Consider the following 23184-nt stretch of genomic DNA (forward strand, 5'->3'; position numbering starts at 1 on the left):
GAAATCTCTGGAATTCTGTGACACATTCCTGCGTCTATTGGTCAATTCGATAGCAGAGAACAATCGATCAGCCACCCCGGAAATTGACTAGATGGCACTTTGACCGATCCTCCCAATCACAATCTGACGCTCACAACGCATGACGCGACATCTTCCGAGATCATCGAAGGTCTTCGGAACGGTGAGCGACTTGCGTGGGGGCAATTGTACGACGAGTACAGCGAAAGCCTTTGGAAATACGTCTCCAGAATCATCGGAAATGACGCTGAATCCGTCGCTGAGGTCGTCCAAGAGAGCTTTCTGGCTGCCGCACGCGGGGCCAGAACATTCGATGAAACAAAAGGCTCACTGTGGGCCTGGTTGACCGGAATTGCTCATCGCCAGAGCTTTGCCTGGTTCCGCAAGCGTTCTCGAAATCAGAAGATATCTCGAGGAGATGTTCAGCGACGCATTCGAAGTGGTCAGCAGGAACAAGATAAAACGACTGCTCCAGTTCAAATACTCGAAGACCTGGAACAGGCAGAGGTCGTTCGGGCAGCACTTTCAGAGTTGTCGACCGAGTACGCATTTTTGCTGACTTCAAAGTACATGGATCGACTGACGATCGATGAAATTCAACATCATCTTGGGGGAACATCCGATTCAATACGTTCGAAACTACGGCGTGCACGAGCAGAATTTCGCACTGTCTTTGAACGGCTCAATGATGGAGGTCCAGAGTAGATGACCGACAAACCTTCCTTTTCACTCAACGACGAAAGTGACTTCGAGGAACTCCTCCATCCTCAGAAGTTTGATGTGGCCGAACCGGATCACGATCTGCTTGAACGGATTCGAGAATTGACCATTCAAGAATTTGAATCAATGTCAGCCATTCAAGAATCTTCAACTGCGAACGTTGGTGGATCATCTGATTCTGAATCTCCCAGTGTGACCATCTCTCCAATCGATCCTTACCAGAAAACGAGTCATCCGATGAAAACGTCCGCACTCGTCACCGCCTTGGCTCTTGTTCTTTCTGTCTGCTGGTTTGTGATTGTTCCAAACACACAGGCATCGACGTTGAAGCTTGGGGATGTGCTGGCAAAGCTTAAGGATGCCGAAACGCTTCAGTTGCAAGTGACTCGTGATGGGGCATCGTCTGATGTCTGGGTGAAAAATTCCGGGATCGTCCGCTGGGAAGTTTCTCCACAGAAATATCAAATCGCAAGAGGGTCTAAGCTCTGGGAAGTGAGCGACACTGACTCTGGAGAAGCGAACGTTGCCGATCCGATTCAAAACCCGTGGACATCTCAGTCCGGGAATATTGACCTGGTTGCGCTGCTGGGGATTCAATCGAACACACAAAATGAATTTCTTGAAGCAACTGCTGATGGTGTGACGAATTACTCGGGTGTTGACTGTCTTGTCTTTCGTGAATTAGTCAAAACAGGCGATCAACAGTTGCGGCTGAATTTTTATGTCAATCAGAAAACAAGTGAGTTGCTGGCGATTACAGCTCGTCCGAAAGGGGCTCGGAGGACCGGACCACCGCTGGCAGAACTCTCGCTGATCGCCCGCAATATTCCGATTGATGAAGCCAAATTCCGCGTCCCTGTGAAACTGGCAGAGACAGACCGGATTGGGAAAGTGAGTGATTCGCAGGGGATCGTGACTCTTCGCCCAACAGGCGCCAAACGCTGGACACCGATCACGGGACAGGTCTTGATCCAGGTAGGAGACTGGGTTCGTACCGATGCGCATGGAGCGAACGCGGTGACACTCGAACTCGTGTCGGGGATCAAACTGATCGCTGGTCCTCACTCTTTAGTGGAAGTGATTTCAGCCGATGAAGTGCGTCTGCATTCCGGTACGGTTCAAGTGACTCGATCGAAATCTGCTCCCAATGATTTCCTGCTGCGAGGACTTGGTGACGATTCTCAGGTGATTCAAAAACCGGGAAGCCAAATAGTCCGCATCGATAACGAGCGGCAGCTTTCAGAGGTCATGAATAAACCGACGTGGCTGAAGGGGTACGACGGGTCCTCATCGAAAGATTCGATTGGTTCTCTGATCGTCGAGATCGACGGTCGAGCAACTCCCCTTACGGTCGGCGAACATCACGTGACCATTGAGATACGTGATCAAATCGCCCGTACGACGATTGAGGAAACTTTTGTCAATCATACTGATTCACGCATGGAAGGGCAGTTTCATTTCCCACTTCCACAAGACGCTTCGATCAGCGGCTTCGGAATGTGGATTGGCGGTGAACTGGTCGAAGCTGACATCGTCGAAAAGCAACGTGCCCGTGAAATCTACGAAACCATTCTTCGTGAAAAACGAGATCCCGGGCTGCTGGAATGGACGGGTGGAAACATCTTTAAAGCGCGTGTCTTCCCGATTGAACCCCATTCTGAGAAGCGGGTGAAAATTGTTTACACGCAGGTTCTTCCGCTTCAGGGAAATCGCTTTCGATACAGTTACGGCCTCAAAAGTGAAATGCTGCAGACAAATCCTCTGCGAGAGTTGAACATTCGTTGCCTGATAAATTCCACAATTCCGCTCAGTGCTGTTGAGTCACCGACGCACACTTGCCGCACGCAGATGACGAACCACTCAGCGGAATTGGAGTTCGTGGCGCAGGAGTATTCGCCGACGAAAGATTTTGAAGTCGTTTGTGATGTCAGTCAGCGAGAGAATGATGTCGTGTTGATTCCGCATCAGCGAGGGGACGATGGATATTTTCTCTTCGAATTAATGCCTCCAGGACAATCTGGAGAGTGGCAGCGACAAACTGTTTCGGATGGCTCCCCGCTGGAACTCATCCTGCTTTGTGACACCTCCGGGTCGATGGACTCGTCAATGCGAAAGGCTCAGCAAGAGTTCGTGGCCACCTTGCTCGGTTCGCTCAGCGATGATGACCGTGTCGCTGTTGCGACAACGGACGTTTCGACAGACTGGCTCATCGAGGAATTCTCTGCACCAACGGAAAAGAGGATCGCAGCAATTCGCGAAGTTCTTGAGAATCGAGCTTCGCTTGGCTGGACGGACTTAGACCAGGCCTTTGCTGCCGTCATGGAAAAGGCCACTCCGAAGACGCAGGTGATCTACATCGGTGATGGAATTGTCACCACGTCGCACAGCGATCCGGCTGCATTTGTGAACCGTCTTAAACGACGTTTTGAACAAGCTCGCACGCAATCCGGAGTTGCTCCCGGTTTTCACGCGGTTAGTGTCGGTTCGATTTCTGAATCCGTTGTTTTGAAGGGGATTGCCTCGCTTGGAAAAGGTTCGATGCGGCAGATTTCCGGCGAGATCACACCTCAGCTGACAGCTTTGAATCTGCTGAAAGAAATCACCAGTCCCGGGCTGAAGAATGTGCAGGTTGAGTTTCAGGGAATCGAGGTCGCTGCAGTTTATCCTGAAGAACTTCCAAACATTCCGGTTGGGACGCAGCAGATTCTTGTCGGACGATACCGACCGACTGGTGAAAATCAGACTGGAAAGGTTGTCGTCACCGGAATGTTGGAGGGGAAGCCTGTGAGGTATGTCGCCCACGTGAACCTGTCAGAAGCGGAGAGCGGAAATTCATTCATCCCCCGTCTCTGGGCACGTGGGCATCTTGATCAGCTAATGCAGCAGGGATCGAATCAGAAGATTCAAGATCAGATCATCGCTCTTTCTGAAGAGTTCCACATTATCACGCCGTATACGTCGCTGCTCGTTTTAGAGAGTGACGCAGACCGCGAACGGTTTGGTGTCAAACGACGATTTGGGATGCGTGACGGCGAGCAATTCTTCGCAGATGGTCGCAGCAATGCAAACTATGAGCTCAAGCAACAGCAGATGCAAAACGCAGGTAACTGGAGGTTAGGACTGCGACGTCAAATTCTGGGAGAGATCGCCGGGATGGGGAGAGATCCCAAAGTCTTTCAATCAGTCAATGATTTTGCTGCTCGTAGAAGCCGAGTCGCCAAAGAGAAATTGCAACTGGGTGTGACTCCAGGAATTATTATTGGTGAAGAAGAAGCCCCCATTATTTCAGATGACACATCATTGAATTTCTCTGGGAGAGCAGGGCGTTATTCCCTTGGTGACGACGTCCAGTATTATCCCGCATCAGGAATGCAACCGGATACATTCTCATTCTACGTTCAACTTGGGCGAGGTGGACAAGACGGTGAGTCTCGGGATGTCAACTTGTGGTTTGGAGACGTCCAGGCGACCAAGGAATATCGAAGGGGGTTCGATGCAGACAAAAGACAAATGCTTGGCGAGCCCTTCAATCAGAGGGGCGGCTTTGGAGGTCGACCAGGGTTGTCTACGCTCGGTTTCGATTTCAGCGGCGTGTCTTTGGAAGATGAAGGTGAAAGCCTGCATCCATTCGGGGCTTATCAGGAGCAGCAGCGTAATCCCTTGGTTGAGTCGGCATTCAGTTCTATCTATAGCACAAACAACGGTCCGTTCCCCGGTGCGGAAGGTTTTTTGGGAGGTTCAAGGTCCCAACTCAAGGATTGGGACACTGCCCTTCGAGATCGACAAAGAAATGAATCAATAAGTGTCAGCGGAGAGCTTTTCAGCCGTCTACCAAGCCTTAAGACATCCTTGAGGAGATCTGGAGACAAGTCGGCTTGGGGATTCCGAACTTCCTCCTCAGTCTCCGACTCTTTGGTTTGGGTGAATCAACTCTTTCCTGCATTGGTGATGCCAGCCCCGCAAAGCGAACTCGCAAGTCCCAAAGAAAACCTATGGTCTCCTGAGGCAATCGAGCTTGCGAAAAGCTTGCTTGTGAAAGATGAGCTCGAAGCGATTCGCGATGGTGGCATTCTCATTCAGCGTGAAGTGACTGCCTGGAGTGACGACTTTGGTCGTCTTGTCCCGAGTCATCAGCGAACGGAAGTCTGGTCGCCGTCAAAATGGGTGACTGTTGATCATTCGCAGGGTCAGAATTCGATTGTCAACTGGCGTGATGAGGAACATCGGGGCGTCTACTCGGAATCTTTTCTGCTCGGACAAGTTCGAGATTTGATTGAGGACGAAACGAATCCAAATCCATTGAATCTACAGGGGCATTCGTTGAACTCTCTTCACGAATCGATGAGTACCTATGTCGCGACGATTGATAAAGTTGACGAGGGGCATTCGGTTCTGATTCTGAAATCCCCGACGCAAGCTTCTGGATTCCGTTTTGAAATCGACACGCAACGGCGAGTGATCACTAAACAGGAAAGGCTGACAAGTGACAAAGTGACATCGACAGTTCTCTACGAAGATTTTGTCGCTGTCCTGAATCGCTGGTGGCCGACGAAGGTGACCACGATTACCGCTCAACGACAGGAGAATCCGAGCTTTGTTGTCACGCAAAAAATTCGCGAGCTCACACCGCAAGATTTCTCTGCTCAATGGGAACAGCAACTCTCCAAACAAAACGAATCACTGATCCTTACGCTCCCTCTGCCTGAACTGGACGTAGCCCGAAAAGCAGTTCGCGAAGGTGATGCTACGGTCGGTGATCATCTTGTCATGTTAGTGCGTTATAGCCACTTCGGATCTTGGAAAGATGCATTCGAGCAGCTTCGAAAAATGGAAGCTTTGGCAACAGAGAAGCCCGGGATGCAATATGTTCGCATCGCCGTAGAATTGGCAGCGGGGAGAAAAGAAGATGCGCGACAGAAAATTGTCAAACGCGTTGACACATTTGTCGATGGGACAGGCAAAGGAAATCCCGTCTCGCAGCGTGGAGATCTGTTCCTGGCAACGCACTTGCTTTCGTCGGTTTACTCCATCATTGGCTGGCCGGAATATGCTCCTGTCGTGGAAAAACTCAAGCCGATTTATGATCGACAGGCAGACACCGAAGTCGCACAGTTGGATTGGGAGAATCGCTGGGTTCAAGTCTTGAATGCTCTCGGGAAAACCGAGGAGAATTTGCAATTACAAAAAGAGATGACTCAGAAGTATCCGGGGAATGTCTCTGTGCAAATCGGCTACGGTTCAACACTCGCCCTGCATCAAAGGCGAGATGCGGCGAAGAAATTCTTCTTGCAACAATTGAGCCTTGAAAATCATTGGCGTCACAATGAATTGACGCGCCTTCGTGATCGGTATGCGGAAATGCTGGAAGGGAATTCTGAGTACAAAGAGTTGCTCACTTTTCTTCAGGACTGGTTGAAGAAGGAGACCGATTCATCGCGAGTCTTTTCACGATTGCTCTCAGCCTTGGTCATGAATGATCAAATGACTGAGGCTGAAAATCTCGCTACCGCCTGGTTACAACTCGCTCAGCAACCAGCTGAGCTGGATGTTGTTGCTTTGGCAAAAGTAGATGCGGCGATTCAATTTGCTTTCGGAAATGGCCACAACTTGAATCGTTACAACGGGATGGATCGCAAATGGTTGCCGGAACTGTTCAAGACCGCGATTGTTTGCGTTCAAAATGATGAACGGCTCCAGATCGCTCGGAACATCGTGAGCAATAACAATTTCGTTCAGTCCGATGAAGGTGATCGGTTACGCGGTTCGATTTTGAATTGGCTTCTCGACGAGACGGGCTCACTCCCGTATGAACGGCTTTCCTTTTATCTTGAGACGCTCAAGAGAGGACGGTTGCTGATCGGTGAAGGAGATGCGATGGAAATCCGTCAGGTCACCGAGAAAGAATGGAAGATCATTGCTGATCAACTCCTGAAACGCTGGGAGCAAGAAGAAGAGTCTTTGCGGCAACATCAACTCTCACAGTTGCTGGTTCCTGTCTACGGATCATACTTGACGCCAGAACATCTTCCATTTTTGCGGCGTCTCGTCGAAGAAGGGCCTGAAGCTTATCGGAGAAATTACCGCGAACAACTCTTCAATGTTCTGCTGTCTCAGGTTTGGTCAGAAGGGATTGAAAGCGAAGCGTTCGACCTCTGGTTGAGTCTTTCTGAATCTGAGAGTCCAAGTCAGAGGGCTTCAGACCTTGCACCAAAGTTGTATCAGCTCATCGACAAGATGTTACAAAACCGCGTGACCGCTAGCGTCGTCAAGTTACAGGACGAAGGTAAGTCGGATGAATTGACACGGACTGAGTTGACCGAGAAGCAAGCGGCGATTGTCGAGTCAGCCCGTGGAGGACTGGCTGAGCGGTTAGTTAAAACATCAGAACAAATCGACGACTCACATCCCGAGTTATTGCCGTGGCTTCAACTCGAACGAATTCGTCTTGATATCGAGTTGGAACAAAATCGACAGCAATCAATAAAAGAATGTTGGGAACTCCTCGGTGATGAACCGGTTGCGATCGATTTGGAAACAGAACTGACAATCGAGGAGTTGTTTCAAAAATTACTGAACGAACGCGTTCGAGAACGAGCCCTCATGACGGTCATCAATCTCGCTGCACGTAAAGACGCAAAGAAGCAGGAAATCGAGCGGATTCTGGATTACGTCGACAAGGCGATTCAGCAAACCACGGAAGATACGGAAACGTTGCAGAAAAGCTTTGGGAAAGAGGGCGAAATTTACCAGAAAGAAGATCTCTCGAAGCCCTGGAAATCATTGAAGTACAAGCTGTTGATCCTGTTCGATCGCCCAGACGAATTGCGAAAACAATTGCGAACGTGGATCGACACGGACGAGTGGAACACCTCCTGGCAACGTGGGTTGGCGTTGTTACTTGCCGAACAGGGAGAGCTTGAAGAGGCAATTAAAATCTTCGAGACGATACAAGACAAGAAGGAATTGACCAGCGACGACTACAAGTCACTTGCGAACTGGCAACTTGTTCTCGATCGGAAAGAGGACCACGAGGCAAGTCGCTTGAAGGTGCTCTTTGAGCAGAGCGAATGGAACCTGGCGAATGTCCTCAATCAACAAGCCAGACAGATTCGTAGCGGGAATGGACCACATGAACTTGATGAAAACTCATTTCTGATACTGAAAGCACTCTTCGAGAAAACCAGCCAGCCGGGAAATCATTATTCAATGATCCGCAATTTATATACTGCGACGAGTGACTTCAGGGTCTTCGAACAAGTCCCGGAGGGGATGCTCGGTCGCACTCAATCGATGACTTACAACGCGCTGCAGCAATTTCAAAACACCATCCTCAGGGAAGTTCGTAAAGAAGCGACGGCTGATAAAATGCTGGAGCATGTTGAGAAGTTGCGCGATCGTTTAAACGCTGGAGAAGTTCCCCGTGGAGCTGATCCAAACGAAAGGTCGCTTGTTCTCGATCTGCGTGCTCTTGATCTCATTGAAGCGATGATCGAAGTCAAATCTTCGCAAGTTCTCAACGAGCCGGGGCCACATGCTCAGAAAGCGGTTGCTGCTCTGAATCGAGCGTTCAAAAAAGACTGGCAGGAAGGAGAACCATTACGTTACGCACAGTTTCTTCAGCAATTAGGAGGACTGACGAATTCCAGAGATGCAGTGGTGTTACAACCACTTGTTGACGTTCAGCTTAGTCAACTCAAACAGCTCCATGAGAGTGCAAAAGCAGGATCAACAGAACGAGTCCGGATCGCGGTGGCGCGTGCTGCGTTGTTGAATTCCTACCGAAGACACGATGAGGCGATTCGTCTGATTGAGATCGCACTCGATGAATTTGCTGAGCCACATAGTGGGTTGATTCCTTATGCATCTCGCGATCTCGTGACGACTTATTCATCCTTCCTTCAACGGCGAGCTGCCTACGCGAAAGCTGAGAAGTATGTGCTTAAGCATCGCGATGCTCTGCAGAACGAGTCTCAGCAATGGACCTATGAGCAACACTTGAACAGTCTTTATGAACAGGCTTTTCGGCATGACGCTCGCGTTTCTCTGGGCGAAGGAGCGACGCTCTTCGAAAATTTAATTTCAAGGCTTGTCGAGCAGTCAACGACTCAAAACGACAATCAAAGATACAACGTCTTGATGCAGATTGGGAATTTGTTCAACTACGTACTTGAAGATCAAACAAAAGGTCCAATGGATGAACAAGGGCAGTTCCTGAAGTTTACAAGTCAAACATTCCCCGAGATTATCCAACCGCAACAAGATTACTACAGTAGTCTCATCAGTCATTTTGCTTCAATTCTTAACTCTCGCGTCAGTCCACTCGAAGCGCTGAACTTCGTAATCGATCGATACGAAGAGTATCCCGTTCGATTTCGCTACAGTTCCCAGAATCAGTGGGTGAATCATGCGAGTCAGCTAGCGCAGTACCGCCACAATGCCGCGAATGATCAGGCAACCGACAAAACCAGACTCAATCAACTCGAAGGTCGGTTATTGCTGATTATCGTCGAAGAGCTCCGCGATGAACTGCTGAGTTTGCAAGTTCGGAACCAGGAATTTTATCACGACAACTATTCCTATTTCTGGCCGGAGAAGGCTGAAGATTTCCAACGTGTGGCAGAAACAGTTCTCGAAGAAAGAGCCGACTCCCCAAGGATAATTTTCTATGTTGCGAACTATCTCGATCAGGGATTGAGTCGTCATTCGAGAGCAATTGACATTTTGATGGATGCCAAGGAACGGGGACTTCTTGACGACAGCGGAACACGCACGCTGGTTCGATTCTTACACGCGCAGAAGATGTATCTGAAATCGATTCCGTTGCTCACGGAGCTCATCGAAATTTCTCCTCGTGACATGAGTTTGCGTGTCTTACTTCTGCGGTCATATTACTACACAGAAAAAGCGGACAAGGTTCAAGCTCTGTTAACGGAAACGGATGCATTGTTTCACACCGACAATTTGTGGTCCGAGGCCAACATCATTCAGTTTGCGCGAGTTTGTGTCGAAATTGGACGTCTGCAGGAGGGGATTGGCTATTTAGAAGAAGCCATCAACTTGCATCAACGAACTGCTCAGAATCGTGGAATCGGCGGAGGGATTCTTTCTCAGTACTACTCAGAGCTTGGAGTCGCCTATGGACGCGCAGGCAACACCGAGAAAGCGATTGATGCGGCAGCAGCAGCCATTGTCAGTTGGGGAGCCCACCACGACCAGCGCCAGTATGCTCTCGACAACTTGAATGCTGTTATCGCGAGTGCCAGGGATATCAGTGATTACATTCAAGTGATTGACGCAAACGCCAAGCAAACCGGGGAAGACAGTCCGATCATCCGGAAGGCAATCGGGATGCGATTCTTTAATGAGCAGAAATACAAAGCTGCCATCGAACAGTATCAACTTGCACTAGAACTCTCACCTTATGATCGTGAGGTACACCAGGGACTGTTGAACAGCTTCGATAAGTTGAATGACTCGCAAGGGGCAATCAAGCAACTGCTCGCACAGATCGATTTTGATCGACACAATCTTCAGTTGTATGTGGAACTTGCCAATCGCGCCAAAGAAGATTCTGAGCTGGCAGAGCGGGCGGCGACTTCGATCGTGGAGTCGGCACCGAATGAAGCAGAATCTCATCAAGAGTTGGCGAAATTTCGCGAAACGCAATCACAGTGGGAATCCGCCATTTCACACTGGGAGCGTGTTGCAGAACTTCGCAAACTCGAACCGACAGGTCTGCTCGGACTGGGAAATGCCCAGGTTCAAGCCAGGAAGTGGACAGATGCAAAGGCTACGCTTCACAAACTTCAACGTGTCGAATGGCCCGCAAGATTCAATGACGTCAACAATCAAACTCGTGAGCTCGATCGGCGAATCAAATCGCAGCAGTGATCTTTCCTCTGAGCTGAAACACTCAGACATTCTGGTCAGGTGAGTTTGCTGAACATTGTCTTACTGCGAACAAAAAAACTCCTGGAGCCATTTTGACTCCAGGAGTTGCATTGGGATCGAGATCCCTGTTTGGGACTGACGCTTAAAAGTGTCAGTTCAAAGTGTTAACCGACTTTCGGTTCCCAACCAGGTTCGTACTCACGTTTCCACAGTTTCATTGCATCTTCGTTTTCGAGAATGCGTCCATTCTCAGTATCGCAGGTCAGCATGGACTGCGTTCGATAGGCAATGTTACCGAGGTGGCACAGAAGTGTACTGCGATGTCCAATCTCGATTTCGGCATTCAAATTGAGATGCTCGCCAGAGCGGACTGCATCAACAAGGTTTTGAATGTGCGGCTCGTTTGCATAGGTCGATTTTTTCTCTTCGTCGAAAAGTTTGTCGTTTCGGTCGAAGAATTTGTAGTTGCCGTTCGCGTCGATCTCACAGGCTCCCTTGTCTCCGTAGAATGAAACAAAAGCTGAGGAATCTTTGTGACGGTTGCAACTTCGGCCTTGCCAGGAAATCTGTTTTCCTTCCGCAAATTCGTAAGTAGCGATATTCGTATCAGGCGTTTGTTGATCGTCTTCATACGCATATCGACCACCTGATGAGACAACCGTTTTGGGGAATTCAACCTGCAGGCCCCAGCGACAGACATCAAGGGAGTGAATCCCGTTGTTGCCAAGTTCTCCGTTACCCCAGTGCCACAACCAGTGCCAGTTGTAATGGATTCGGTTGTCGTAATAAGGCATACGAGGAGCTGGTCCCTGCCAGAGCTCGTAATCGAGGTTTCCAGGTACTTCAGCCGGGTGTCCGATTCCCATTCCCTCGCGAATGTTGTTGTACCATGAGCGGGCACAGTACACATTCCCGATGATACCCTCATGGATTTTTGCGATAGCATCGATGTAACCAGTGCTGGTTCGACGTTGCGTACCCAACTGAACGGCGCGGTCATTATGCCGAGCCGCCTTGATCATCATCTCACCTTCCCACGGATTGTGGCTGGCTGGCTTTTCACAGTAAACATGCTTGCCAGCATTGCAGGCCAAGATTGTCGCTGGGGCGTGCCAGTGGTTCGGTGCTGCACAGACCACGATGTCGAGATCTTTATCATCGAGCATTCTGCGGTAATCGGTGATCGGCTCCGGCGATTGTCCCGTATCTTTTTCAAGTTGAGCGACAGCAGATCCTGCTCTTGAGGAGTCCACGTCACACACGTAAGCGACATCGACACCGGGCAAACGAGCAGCGGAAACTGCCAATGAACGTCCACGACTCAATCCCATGACCCCCACACGAACTTTTTGTGAGGGTAACTCTCCTTTCTGTGCGAAGAGTGGTCCGGTCGCATACGCAACGGTCGCAGCTGCGGTCGATCCAAGTAATGCACGTCGACTAATTTTCGTCATTCTCGACTCCTGAAGTAATTTTCGAAACGTATTAGAACCTCTCCGACAACCAAAGCGGTAATAGGGTATCCTCAGAGTTTAAGAGGTGAATTTAGGCACTCGGATCAGTTCAAATTATTATAGTGGCGGAAGAATTGAGAAGCCAATCGGTACAGGTCTGAACGAATTCATATTACAATTTCCTGATGGAATCGACCCTTCTAGACAAACCGAATCGTCGCAGGAGATGGGCATTTCGCTGCTTAACTGTCGCGCTTGCCCTCTCTCCATTCCTTGTTATTGAGTTGGTACTTACTCTTTTTAACATAGGAAAGAGCTCTGAAACTGAAGATCCGTTTGTCGGATTTGCCAGCATTGTTCCGTTATTCGAATTGAATGAGGATGGCAGCCGGTTTGTTCTTTCGCCACAGCGAACAAGTTTTTTTGCTCATGAAGAATTCCCAGCCAGGAAATCAGAAAAAACATTTCGAATTTTCTGCCTCGGAGGGTCAACGGTTCAGGGACGTCCCTATTCGATTGAAACTTCTTTCACGACATGGTTGAGGATCGGACTTGAGCAGGCAGATCCTGAGACAAATTGGGAAGTTGTTAACTGCGGAGGCATTTCCTACGCCAGCTATCGCCTTGTCCCAATCTTGGAAGAGACACTTCGCTACGAGCCTGACCTCATTATTCTTTGCACAGGACACAATGAATTTCTGGAAGATCGTACTTATAAGCATCTCAAACAAGTCCCGGCATGGATTGAAAAGCCAGCACATTTCTTAACATCGACGAGAACTGTTCAACTTGCATCGAGCATGATGTGTTCTCATTCGGACGGGAAAACGATTTTACAAACGGAAGCCGATGCAACTCTCGACTATAAAAACGGGATCGCAGCCTTTCATCGTGACGAAGAATGGAGCCATGGAGTTGCGGTTCATTTTGAATCAAATGTTCTCCGCATGATACATCTTGCTCAGGCGAACAACGTTCCGATCCTTTTGCTCAAGCCACCTTCGAATCTCAGTGGGACGCCTCCCTTTAAGTCGGAATCAGCCTTGCTGACAAAGGAGGAAATCTCCAATGTCGAAGAGATGAAAATTGCCGCTCGACGTTTGTATTCATCTGATATGAATCGGGCGACAGACATTTGGAGAGAAATTTGCCGCATTGATCCGGCCGCTGCGACAAACTGGTATGAACTCGGATCGTGTCTTGACGTGCAGTATCGGACTGAAGAAGCAAAATCTGCCTACATCGCAGCGAGAGACCTTGATGTTTGTCCTCTGAGAATGACAACTGCGCTGGAATCTGCGCTCGATGAACTTGCTGAGAAAGAAGATGTTCCCTTGATTGACCTTAACGAAATGTTGCAAAAGAAAACGAAAACGGGGAATGTTGGCCACAATTTGTTCGTTGACCATGTTCATCCAAATTTTGAAGGCCATCAGCAAATTGCCCTTGCGATCGGGCACTGGCTCCATCAGCAAGGCTATGTCCAATTGAATGCAGATTGGGATGTCGCCTGTCAGGAAAGTTTCAGCGAGCATTTTGACGCACTTCCTCGAACGTATTTCCATCGCGGTCAGAGAATGTTGTCCGCTTTGAAAAAATGGACGCAGGGCGATGCGGACGGAATACCCGTGGAAAAACGTTTTCCACACAAATTTAAAAAGTAACGGGCGATGAGACTTTGCATCTCTTCGGCAACGAATCTTTTGCAGCGAAACTTCTGTCGTCGTTTCCGGTGAATCAGCTGCTGTTGATGGGTTGCTGAAAGATTGTCCTGAATCAAATTTCTCAAAGCTGACATCGCAGACATATGACTAAATCTGAGTTCCGCGATGTTTATAGAGGAGGAACATTTCTGAGCGAGTTTTTGAGCGAGAATTCTCTTGCGTGCAGCGGTAAGCGGGACATGGAGAAGAGGAATCAAGTGAGTTTCGATCCTTTTTCCCTGACTGGTCTCCACAATCGGCGACCTGCTTCGTGAGTGTGGGATTGAATTCGTCAGGGAGTCATTTCTCTCGGCAAATAGAGAAACGATTCCGGGACAATTCCTCGCTTTCCTCACAATCGCTGAGATGAAACCCCCCTCTTGCTTCGCTATACTCCGAATTTTGACGACCCGACTACGAACCTCTCATCAGCATGCAAACGAATCCTCCACCGACTAACCTGAAGCCGTTTTTCCTCGCGATGGACGATCTGTTCGAGGAGTATGACGGCAAACTCGACTGGCCGACTTTTTTCGGTAACGACAATCCCGTCGAGATCGATGTCGGTTGCGGACGGGGGCTGTTTGTCGTGACAGCCTCCGAGATGCACCCCGAGCGAAATTTTCTGGGGATTGAAATCGATTTCCGCGAAGGTCGGCGTGGAGCTGCAAGATTGAAGCGACGCAACTTGACGAACGCCTGCGTGATCGGCGGCGATGCGAATGTTCCGTTTACAAAAATGATCGAACCGCATTCAGTTGATGCGATCCATGTCTACTTTCCCGATCCGTGGTGGAAGCGAAAGCATCGCAGTCGCCGCGTGTTCAATGATGTGTTCGTGAACTTATGCTCGAATCTGCTCGTCCCGGGAGGTTTGTTGCATTCCTGGACCGATGTTGAAGAGTATTTCGGAGTCATCTCTGCGTTAATGAATCATCATGAAGATTTTGAAACGCTCCCGACCCCGGAAGAACGCGACCCAGATCACGATATGGATTACCAGACCAGCTACGAAAGAAAAAAACGTAAGCTCGGCCTTCCTATTCACCGAGGAAAATGGCAAAGAAAACCAATTGCCTGACGAGGTGATCAGATCGGAAATGCAACGATCCACACAGCGTGAACAGTCCATGCATTGTGAATCGACAGTGCGTGATTCCACAGAGTGTGAAGTTGTAAAAACCTGCTTCCCAGATCCTATTCCTAACTCCTGAAAATTCTATGCCCTCCACAGTACTCGTTTCTATCCCAGGTTTGCGTCAGCAAGATCTCGAGCGGATGCCGAATCTGAAGAAAATCGCTGATGCTGGCGCTGTGAAACCGTTGACAGCTTCTTTCCCCTGCGTGACTTGTCCCGTTCAGGCGAACTTGACGACTGGAGTAGGTCCAGATGTTCACGGAGTGATCGCCAATGGGTTTTACTATCGCGATAAAGGAGAATTCGAACTGTGGACCGCCTGGAATGAATGTATTGAAGCTCCCCAAATTTGGGATCTGCTGCATCAGGCCAATCCAGAGATCAAATCGGCGGTTTGGTTTCCGATGCACTCCAAAGGGGCTGGGGCGGATTACATTTGCACTCCCGCACCGATTCATAATCCGGATGGATCAGAATCGCTCTGGTGTTACACAGTTCCAGAGAAACTGTATGGAGAACTCCGCGACGAACTCGGACATTTCCCATTGATGAATTTTTGGGGGCCGATTGCAAATATTAAAAGTTCGGATTGGATTATTGACTCTGCAATCAAAGCGGCGAATGAGTTCGCGCCTGATTTTTTCTACATTTATGTCACACATCTTGATTACGCTGCCCAGAAGTTGGGACCAGACAGCCCAGAGGCGCTTCAAGCGGTCGTTGATATTGACGCTTCACTTGGCCGACTGATTGATGGAATTGAAAATTCCAAGATGGATGACATTCACTGGTTGATCGCGAGTGAATATGTCATTACTGAAGTGAATGACGTTGCCTACCCGAACCGGGTGCTGCGTGAAGCTGGTCTGTTACAACTCGCTGACGACGATGGTCGTGAGCAACTTGTCCCGGGAGAATCACAGGCATGGGCGATGGTTGACCATCAACTGGCTCATGTGTTCGTCAAGGATGAAGAAGACATTCAGCGCGTCGCGGAACTGTTTAGAAATCATCCGCTGGTTGATGAAGTCTTGGTTGGAGCGGAACGAGACAAATACAAACTGGACCATCCACGTTCGGGAGAAGTTGTATTGATCTCGAAGAAGGAAGCATGGTTTGCATACTACTGGTGGCTGGATGACGAGAAAGCCCCGACCTATGCAAGAACAGTTGATATTCACCGCAAGCCGGGCTTCGACCCCGTTGAAATGTTTATCGACATGCCCAGTAAGTCGACACCGCTGGATGCAACCCTGGTCAAAGGATCACACGGGTATCCCGGTTCAACTGGCATCCTGATCTCGTCAAAAGGTTTGGATGAAGAGAGCTACCAGGATACGGATGTCACGCCGCTTGTGCTCAAGGATTTCGGAGTTGAGTTCAGTTCTTGAAACCTCTGCAATCCTTGCCCTGTCCACATAGATCTGATTCGCTGGTGAAGAGTGTTCTTCATGGGCACAGGAAACACGAAAGTGCCTGGGTAAGGAAAATGTGAATCACAATTTGTGCGATCGTACTTGATAAGTGCGGTCGCACAACTTTTTTGGTTAACGCTTCAAGCCACAAAGCACGCCGCAATGAACGAGTGTTTCGATGGGGCCGCTGACATTCAGACCGTACTTGGTCATCCAGCTTGTGTATTCCGCAACGCTGTAAGCTCGGCCTTCTGTGAGTGAGAAAAGAGCTGCCGAGTATAGAGCGATGGGAAGTGGTCCAGTGTGCTCATCGTTCAGGAAGACGTCATGAATGAGGAGTCGGCCTTGAGGAGGAAGTCGATTCACACACTTTGCGATCAACTCCTCACATTCCGGAACATCCCAATCGTGAAGAACATTTGAAAGAAGCATCACGTCCGCTTCCGGGAAGTCATCTGTAAACATGTCTCCTTCGCGAAGTTCAAGGCGACCAGCAACCCCGCATTGTTCCGCGAATTCAGCAGCGATTGTCAGAACTTCGGGGCGATCGATGACAATCGCTTTCAAGTGATGATTTCTTGCCAGATAGGCGATGGAATAAATTCCACTTCCGCCGCCAATGTCGAGAAGGATTTTTGCATCGGGAATGCGAAAACGATCTGCGAGAACTGGAGCGACGTTTTTGGCTCGACCTGCCAGAGAAAGTGTAAAGTGTCTGGCAAGTTCAGACTCTTCCATCGCTGAGGGCATTCCGTTTCGGTAGATAAATGCAGCTCCATTTTCATTCACATCAAGCCCGTAAGGTATGTTCGTTTTCAGACGTTCCACCATTCCCAGAACATCAGGAGAAGTGGCGGCCAGACCAATATAATTCGTGACTTCAAACTCTCGATTTTGAAGAAGATGCTCGGCTGCCAAGGGTGTCGCACCGATTCGATCCCCATCTTGAACCAGTAAACCCATCGCTTTGATCGCAGTCATCAGAACCGTAAACGGGCGCTGCTCTAATCCCAGTTCTTGCCTGAGTTGTCCCACTGGGAGAAAAAGATCGGGACTTGTGGCAAGTTTTTCGAACAGATTGAAGTGGGCAACAGCGGCAGTCAGAAGTTGTGTTCCGTATGCACCTCGAAAGTGCTCGAAAATAGGTGTTGGATCAAACAAAGGTTCCGTCTGAACATGAAGAGATTCCATGCTTCCGCCGAAGCGCAGAATTTCTTGCCGCGTTTGAATTACAGGTTCAGAACCGGAGCACTCTTGCCAGTCTGCCGGCGGCGAAGTTCGTGTTGCATCACGAAGCGAATTGAGATCGTGGCCTGCCTCGGTCGACCAGCCAAGTTGAACCTCGAAGCCGTCGTTGAGCGGCACGCATCGAATCCAGCGGCTGAATTCATCATGGAGTTCAGCGAGTAAATACGTCGTTTCTGTCGCTTCGGAAATTTCAGTGGCCCAGGCAGTGAGCATCTGTGATAGACACGTGCGGACACGAACCGCCGCAGGAAGCTCTTCGTCCATTTCCAGAAGAAAGTAATACGAATCGCTGACGCTCAGGAAGTCACCGATTTGCAGGGTGATATCCTGATGTGTTGATCCGTTGTCGTCGTATGTCAGTCTCAACATTTTATTCACTCATTCGGTCTGAATTGAGTCCGCAGCATAGCAAAAAGAGGACCTGTTCTGCCTACTCTGTCGGGGGAGAAGAGAGTCAAGGGGGGCAAATCTGAACTCTGGCTTCTCAATGTGTCCGATCTCCAGTATTGTAAGGTGTGAAGCGAGCGATTGGACGTCTCGTTTCCTGCTGGACTGCCGCAAGATCCATCAGGAGCATGTCTCCGGAGAGCGTTTGGGGCAAGTCTGGCGATTTGTTGCCAGGAATAGAAAGAGGTTGAACTGATGTCGATGGAACCAGATGAGATTTTAATGGACGCGGAAGAACGCATGCAAAAAGCGGTCGAAGTGTTCAAGGACGCCCTGCAAGGACTCAGGACGGGAAGAGCAACTCCCGGTCTTGTCGATACTGTTCGAGTGAACTATCACGGTTCACCGACTCCATTAAAACAGCTGGCCAACATCAGTTGCCCAGAGCCACAACAAATTGTGATTCGCCCTTTCGACCAGTCAATCGTCACTGAAATTGTGAAAGCAATTCAGGCCAGCGATGCTGGAATGGCTCCGAACTCCGATGGACGTTTGGTTCGCATTAACGTTCCCGCACTTTCCACCGAACGTCGTCGAGAACTGACTCAACGCGTTGGTAACTTTGCAGAAGATGCGCGGGTTTCAATTCGAAATATTCGCCGCGATGCAAACAAAAGCCTCGATCAATCGGAGAAAGAGAAAATCATTTCCGAAGATATTCTTAAGTCAACCAAAGACGATGTTCAAGAGTTGACGAAGAAATTTGAAAACCAGATCAATGATCAGGCGAAGCAGAAAGAAGAAGAAGTGATGAACGAGTAGAGCATTTTCGAAATCAGAATTTGAAAATGCCTCGTGGACCGACAATATTCCATTAACGAAAACCGTTCGTCCCCGGCAAACTTCAAGCAAAGTGCTTGAGTCACTTCATGATCATGTTTCAGGCTGAGGGAGCATCGCTCCCTCAGCCTGATTTTTTGTACCGCTTGTTCTATGCGTATATACGATCAACCCTATTTTCCCTTTTGAAATCTGTTTTTTAATTTCGAAAGAGTTCACGGACCGCATCCAGCCGGAAGGTTTCCGGACGCTACGCACGAATTTTATCGATGCGGTTAGTTTCTCGCTTCGCAGGGCCTAGACGATCTTTGGTTTCAAAGGCATCCAGCATTGTGTTGTAAACGTCGATACCTTCAGCGTTGACGTCCAGAATTTGTCCGGTTTTGAAGCGGCCATTGGCTCCGGTGATGGCATGAAAGACACCAGAGAGTTCGCGTTTGACGTCCGAGTGGCGGCCGTCTCCCGATTCTGTTGAGACCGTAATCATGGAGTTTTCGAGGATCGTCTTGCCGTTTGCTTCCAGCGAGTCCTGACCGTCTAGTCGGCTCAGGAAGTAAGCAACTTCACGCATTTTCATGTGTGCGTGGGCACGGAGTTGTTCGTTAGTCTTCTTCTCGGTGAACTTGTGCCACCATTCATGGCTGCACCCACTCGAACCAGATGCGTTGAGTTGTTTCGCATCGTCAAATGTAAACACTTTACGGCCATCGTATTCGTAGTCACCCGTCACTCGGAGACGTTCGCCAGCTGCCAGGAATGTGAGCGAACCGAAGCGGACCCGATCAAGTTGAATCGCCAAGGCATACAGGTCTGCCATCAATCGCCATTCTGTAACGAGATTCTCTAGTGGCATGTCGAGACCTTCGCCACCTGGGTCAGCCGATCCGCCGTGAGCAATCTTTGAACGAGGTGGGAGTTCTGGTCCTTTTGCGTCGTGCTTCATCTCGAAGGCACGTTGTTCGAACTCGCGAATTCTGTCGAGATGGTCTGCGACCCGTGCTTTCGAAGATGCACCGAGAGGAGAATTGACGCCTGTATAAAATTGATACTGGTCGACAACAGAATCCAACACGCTTCTGCGCAGTCGTTGTTTGCGAACATCGGTGTCCTCGACTTGACCCGCCAGCGATCCAAAGACACGATCAAAAACATCTCGCGGCTTTTCCTGCATCGTCGCAGCGACTGTTCCGTCTGAATTGTAGCTGTGAACGTAGCGACTGACACGACTTCGGCGAAAGAACGTTCCGCCGACCAATGTCGGAACCGTCCCTGCTGGCAGTCCATCGGGGTAATACGTTTTGCGAATCACCTGGTCGATGGACGGTCCTCCCGCTTTCGCCTCACCACTTGGAGGTTCTGCTGTGAATGCCCCCGATGCCCCATCGAAGTGGGCATTGATGCCTGATTCATCACAGCGAACCTGATCCACATTTCGCATAATGAGCAGTTTCTTGCTCAGCGGTTTGAGCGGTTCGAGAACCCCATCGAATCCTTCGGTTTGCAGTGGCGCAGGAATTCCGAGACCGAAGAAGACGTTGAAAGCTCGAACAGGAACCTCTGATTGAGCAGCAGCGAGTGCGGGTGTTGCCATCATCTCTTCCAGTAACGGAAGTCCGATCGCAACGCCTCCTAATCCTTTGAGAACTGTTCGGCGGCTAATGTTTCGATTCATCATTGGACAGGTTCCGTTCGGATGGTTTGTATGAGATCGCTCTGAATCAACGCGGAAATCAGGCTTGACCAGGTTCCGCCATTTTTCTGGGACGTTTGATGCACCTCTTTCATGATCGGTACATCAGCTGGCACGAGTGGTCGCCCGATGGCGAACTGGGCAACTTTCCATGACAAACATTCATTTACTCTATCGCTCTTCGCGAGAAGATCCATTAATTCGGCAGATGTTTGATATGGGATCGGTTTTTCATCACCTGGGAAGAGGATTTCGCCATCCTCACGCAGCTTGTTCCCATGTTTGTCAGCTTCGGAAAATGAGCCCAATCCGTCGAATTTTTCAAGTGCGAACGCCAGCGTTTCAAACTTCGCATGACATCCACCACACGAACCGTTTGCCAATCGTTCCATAGCGATCACCCGCTGAGTCCGACCCGGCTTGGTGGGAATTGGTGTGGTATCGACGCAGGGAGGAGGATCTTTGACAGCACCACGCAACAGGTCGTGAAGCACAAAAAGCCCGCGCGAAATCATCGAAGCTTCGTCGCCACCTTTAGTGAGAATGCTGCCCTGTGTGAGTAAGCCTCCACGGCTCGGGATGTTTTTGAGATCAACCTTTTCGAAATCCTTAATCTTCAAATTCAGGTTGTAATGCTTCGCAAGTTCAGGTGTCAGAAACGTCGACTGAGCATTCAACAGGTCGACGAGTGGACGCTTTTGATCCCAGAGAATGTCTTGGAAGTAGGCCTGCGTTTCTTTCCGCATATCAACTGCCAGGCTTGCATTCCAGTTGGGGAATTTTTCTTTGTTTGGACGCAAATTGTCGAGCCGTTGCAGGTCGAGCCATTCATTCACAAATCGAACAGATTGATCGATTGCTCGCTGATCCTTCAGCATGCGCTGAACCTGCTTATCAAGAGCGGCTCGGTCGAAGAGTTCGCCAGCCTCGGCGGCACGCATCAGTTCCTGATCGGGAGGGCCACCCCAGATGGTGTAACTCACTCGAGAGGCCAACTCATAGCTGTTGACCGGCCAGGCACTCCCGTCTCCTCGTTGACTTTCAATACGGTACAGGAAGCGAGGGGATTGAAGCATCGCCTGAAGCGTGTAGGCAACGGCCTCTCGGTAGTCTCCTCCTGCACTCGCCACGCTCGTTGAGATTCCGCGGTAAATGACAATCTCTCGTTCAGTGAGTGGACCACGTAGAATCCATTTTCCCATCTTGGCTGCCAAGTCTCGCATATCATCGTCAATGAGTCGTTTCTTTTTCGTAAATCGCGACGCGAACTTTTCGACATCCATGCGGCTCACGATGATTTCAGCAAGTTGTGAGTATGCATTAACGTGCTTCAGGTCGACGTTCAGGTTGTAAGAGGTATTGCTGAAGCCATCCGCTCGAAGGTCCGGCGGGAGAAGTTCGCGTGCTTCTTTCGAGATATCGACACCGACCGCAGCCCGGACAGTTTCGATGTATTCAGGAATCGTCAGCCTGCGAATCCAGTTGCCAGCGACTTTCCCTTCGTGAAGATAAACTTCCGGGTCAATCTGATCGAGACTCCAGACAGCGCCCGTATCGATCCATTTCTTGATGATCTCTTTTTCCTCAGCCGAGAGAGGCTCGCGGTTCGCGGGCATATCATCAGCTTCGATTGACTTCCAAAGGGGGCTCTTCGCGTGGTTTCCCGCAACGAAAGCGACGCCGCTATCGCCACCTTTTACAGCTGCCACTTTCTTTGAGAGGTTCAGCCCACCTTCTTTCGTCGATGAATCGTGACATTCAAAACAGTGTCTCACGAAAATTCCAGCCACTTTGTTTTCGAAGAACTCTTCTTGTGGGGACTTCGCCGCCATCTGTTTGGGATCGGTGATCTTCGCATTTGAGCCCGCTTTGAAATTGGCGACGACAGCCTGCGGTGGAAGCGCTTTGTTGTACAGCGCAACGAGATGGTAGGTTCCTAGCCAGGGGCGATCATTTGTCATCTCGTTTCCGAGTGCAAATTGAAATGACGAATTCCAATTTGAAAAATCGCCCTCAACCTTCGATTCACTGTTGAGCTGCCCGTTTAGATAGATCTTCGCGATCCCGGCGCGGTTCCGCGTGTAAACAATGTGCGTGAGTTTTTTTGCGACAGCTTTAGGTTTAGAACTCGTTGAGGGAAGTCCGTTGGTGCTCGTTTTTGTCGTCCGTAAGCGAACTTCGAGTTTGTCTTTGTCTTGTCCTAGGGTGACATTACGCTCAACGGAATTCTTGGAAATTGTGACGATCCGGGCAGGACCGCTCAGTCCCAAATCACTCGGGGTAATCCATGCTTCGACGGTAATTTCTCCCGAACGTTTGAGAGCCTCGCTCAGTCGACTTGCGGGTTTCTCTGAGAGAAGGATCGTGCTAGCGGTGAGGGTTAACGCCCCAGCTGTACGACGGACTCCCTTTTCGTTTGCGATCTTCAGATTCACAGGCACTCCAGCGCCTGAAACGTCATGGACGACATTCCCTTTCTCTTCTGCGAAATGATAAAGAACCTGCAAGCCGGAGGTCACACGCGTATTCGTAGAATTCTCCTGTGCTTGTGCAGGCAAATTCAATGTAGTGAAACCGACGAGTCCAAGAGCAATGAACAGGTGGTGGACAGATTGAACTGAAGAGCGATACATGAGTTGCCTCTATTAAGAAGCAATTATCATTTCAATTTTTACTGATA

At 49.6% G+C, this 23184-nt stretch carries 10 protein-coding genes; 6 read left to right on the top strand and 4 right to left on the bottom strand.

The features are described 5' to 3' along the window. Positions 1–99: 99 nt before the first annotated feature. Complete coding sequence (locus tag ACN0YR_RS15715; protein WP_417850194.1) at positions 100–723, top strand: RNA polymerase sigma factor; 624 nt, start codon at positions 100–102, stop codon at positions 721–723. Next, positions 724–10629, top strand: coding sequence for a VIT domain-containing protein (locus ACN0YR_RS15720; protein ID WP_417850195.1), 9906 nt, complete (start codon positions 724–726; stop codon positions 10627–10629). Between the two features lie 164 nt (positions 10630–10793). On the opposite strand, the gene ACN0YR_RS15725 is transcribed toward ACN0YR_RS15720, so the two are convergent. Then, positions 10794–12083, bottom strand: a complete 1290-nt coding sequence (locus ACN0YR_RS15725; protein ID WP_417850196.1) for a Gfo/Idh/MocA family protein — start codon at positions 12081–12083, stop codon at positions 10794–10796. Between the two features lie 185 nt (positions 12084–12268). On the opposite strand from ACN0YR_RS15725, the gene ACN0YR_RS15730 reads away from it, so the two are divergent. From ACN0YR_RS15730 to ACN0YR_RS15740, 3 genes are all read left to right on the top strand, one after another. Then, positions 12269–13747, top strand: a complete 1479-nt coding sequence (locus ACN0YR_RS15730) for an SGNH/GDSL hydrolase family protein (RefSeq protein WP_417850197.1) — start codon at positions 12269–12271, stop codon at positions 13745–13747. A gap of 472 nt (positions 13748–14219) precedes the next feature. Next, on the top strand, positions 14220–14867 hold the full coding sequence (gene trmB / locus ACN0YR_RS15735) for a tRNA (guanosine(46)-N7)-methyltransferase TrmB (RefSeq protein WP_417850198.1): 648 nt from the start codon (positions 14220–14222) through the stop codon (positions 14865–14867). 140 nt (positions 14868–15007) lie between these two features. Continuing rightward, positions 15008–16315, top strand: coding sequence for an alkaline phosphatase family protein (locus ACN0YR_RS15740; RefSeq protein ID WP_417850199.1), 1308 nt, complete (start codon positions 15008–15010; stop codon positions 16313–16315). Between the two features lie 156 nt (positions 16316–16471). On the opposite strand, the gene ACN0YR_RS15745 is transcribed toward ACN0YR_RS15740, so the two are convergent. Continuing rightward, complete coding sequence (locus tag ACN0YR_RS15745) at positions 16472–17956, bottom strand: methyltransferase (RefSeq protein WP_417850200.1); 1485 nt, start codon at positions 17954–17956, stop codon at positions 16472–16474. A 279-nt stretch (positions 17957–18235) separates the two neighbouring features. On the opposite strand from ACN0YR_RS15745, the gene frr reads away from it, so the two are divergent. Next, positions 18236–18796, top strand: a complete 561-nt coding sequence (frr, locus tag ACN0YR_RS15750; RefSeq protein WP_145206115.1) for a ribosome recycling factor — start codon at positions 18236–18238, stop codon at positions 18794–18796. A 268-nt stretch (positions 18797–19064) separates the two neighbouring features. On the opposite strand, the gene ACN0YR_RS15755 is transcribed toward frr, so the two are convergent. Both ACN0YR_RS15755 and ACN0YR_RS15760 read right to left on the bottom strand, forming a co-directional pair. Further along, entirely contained in the window at positions 19065–20489 is a 1425-nt protein-coding gene (locus ACN0YR_RS15755; protein WP_417850201.1) for a DUF1552 domain-containing protein, read from the bottom strand. After that, on the bottom strand, positions 20486–23137 hold the full coding sequence (locus ACN0YR_RS15760) for a DUF1592 domain-containing protein (RefSeq protein WP_417850202.1): 2652 nt from the start codon (positions 23135–23137) through the stop codon (positions 20486–20488). The genes ACN0YR_RS15755 and ACN0YR_RS15760 overlap by 4 nt, the downstream gene beginning before the upstream one ends. Between the last annotated feature and the right edge of the window lie 47 nt (positions 23138–23184).

The organism is Thalassoglobus sp. (assembly GCF_048270125.1).
GTDB lineage: Bacteria > Planctomycetota > Planctomycetia > Planctomycetales > Planctomycetaceae > Thalassoglobus.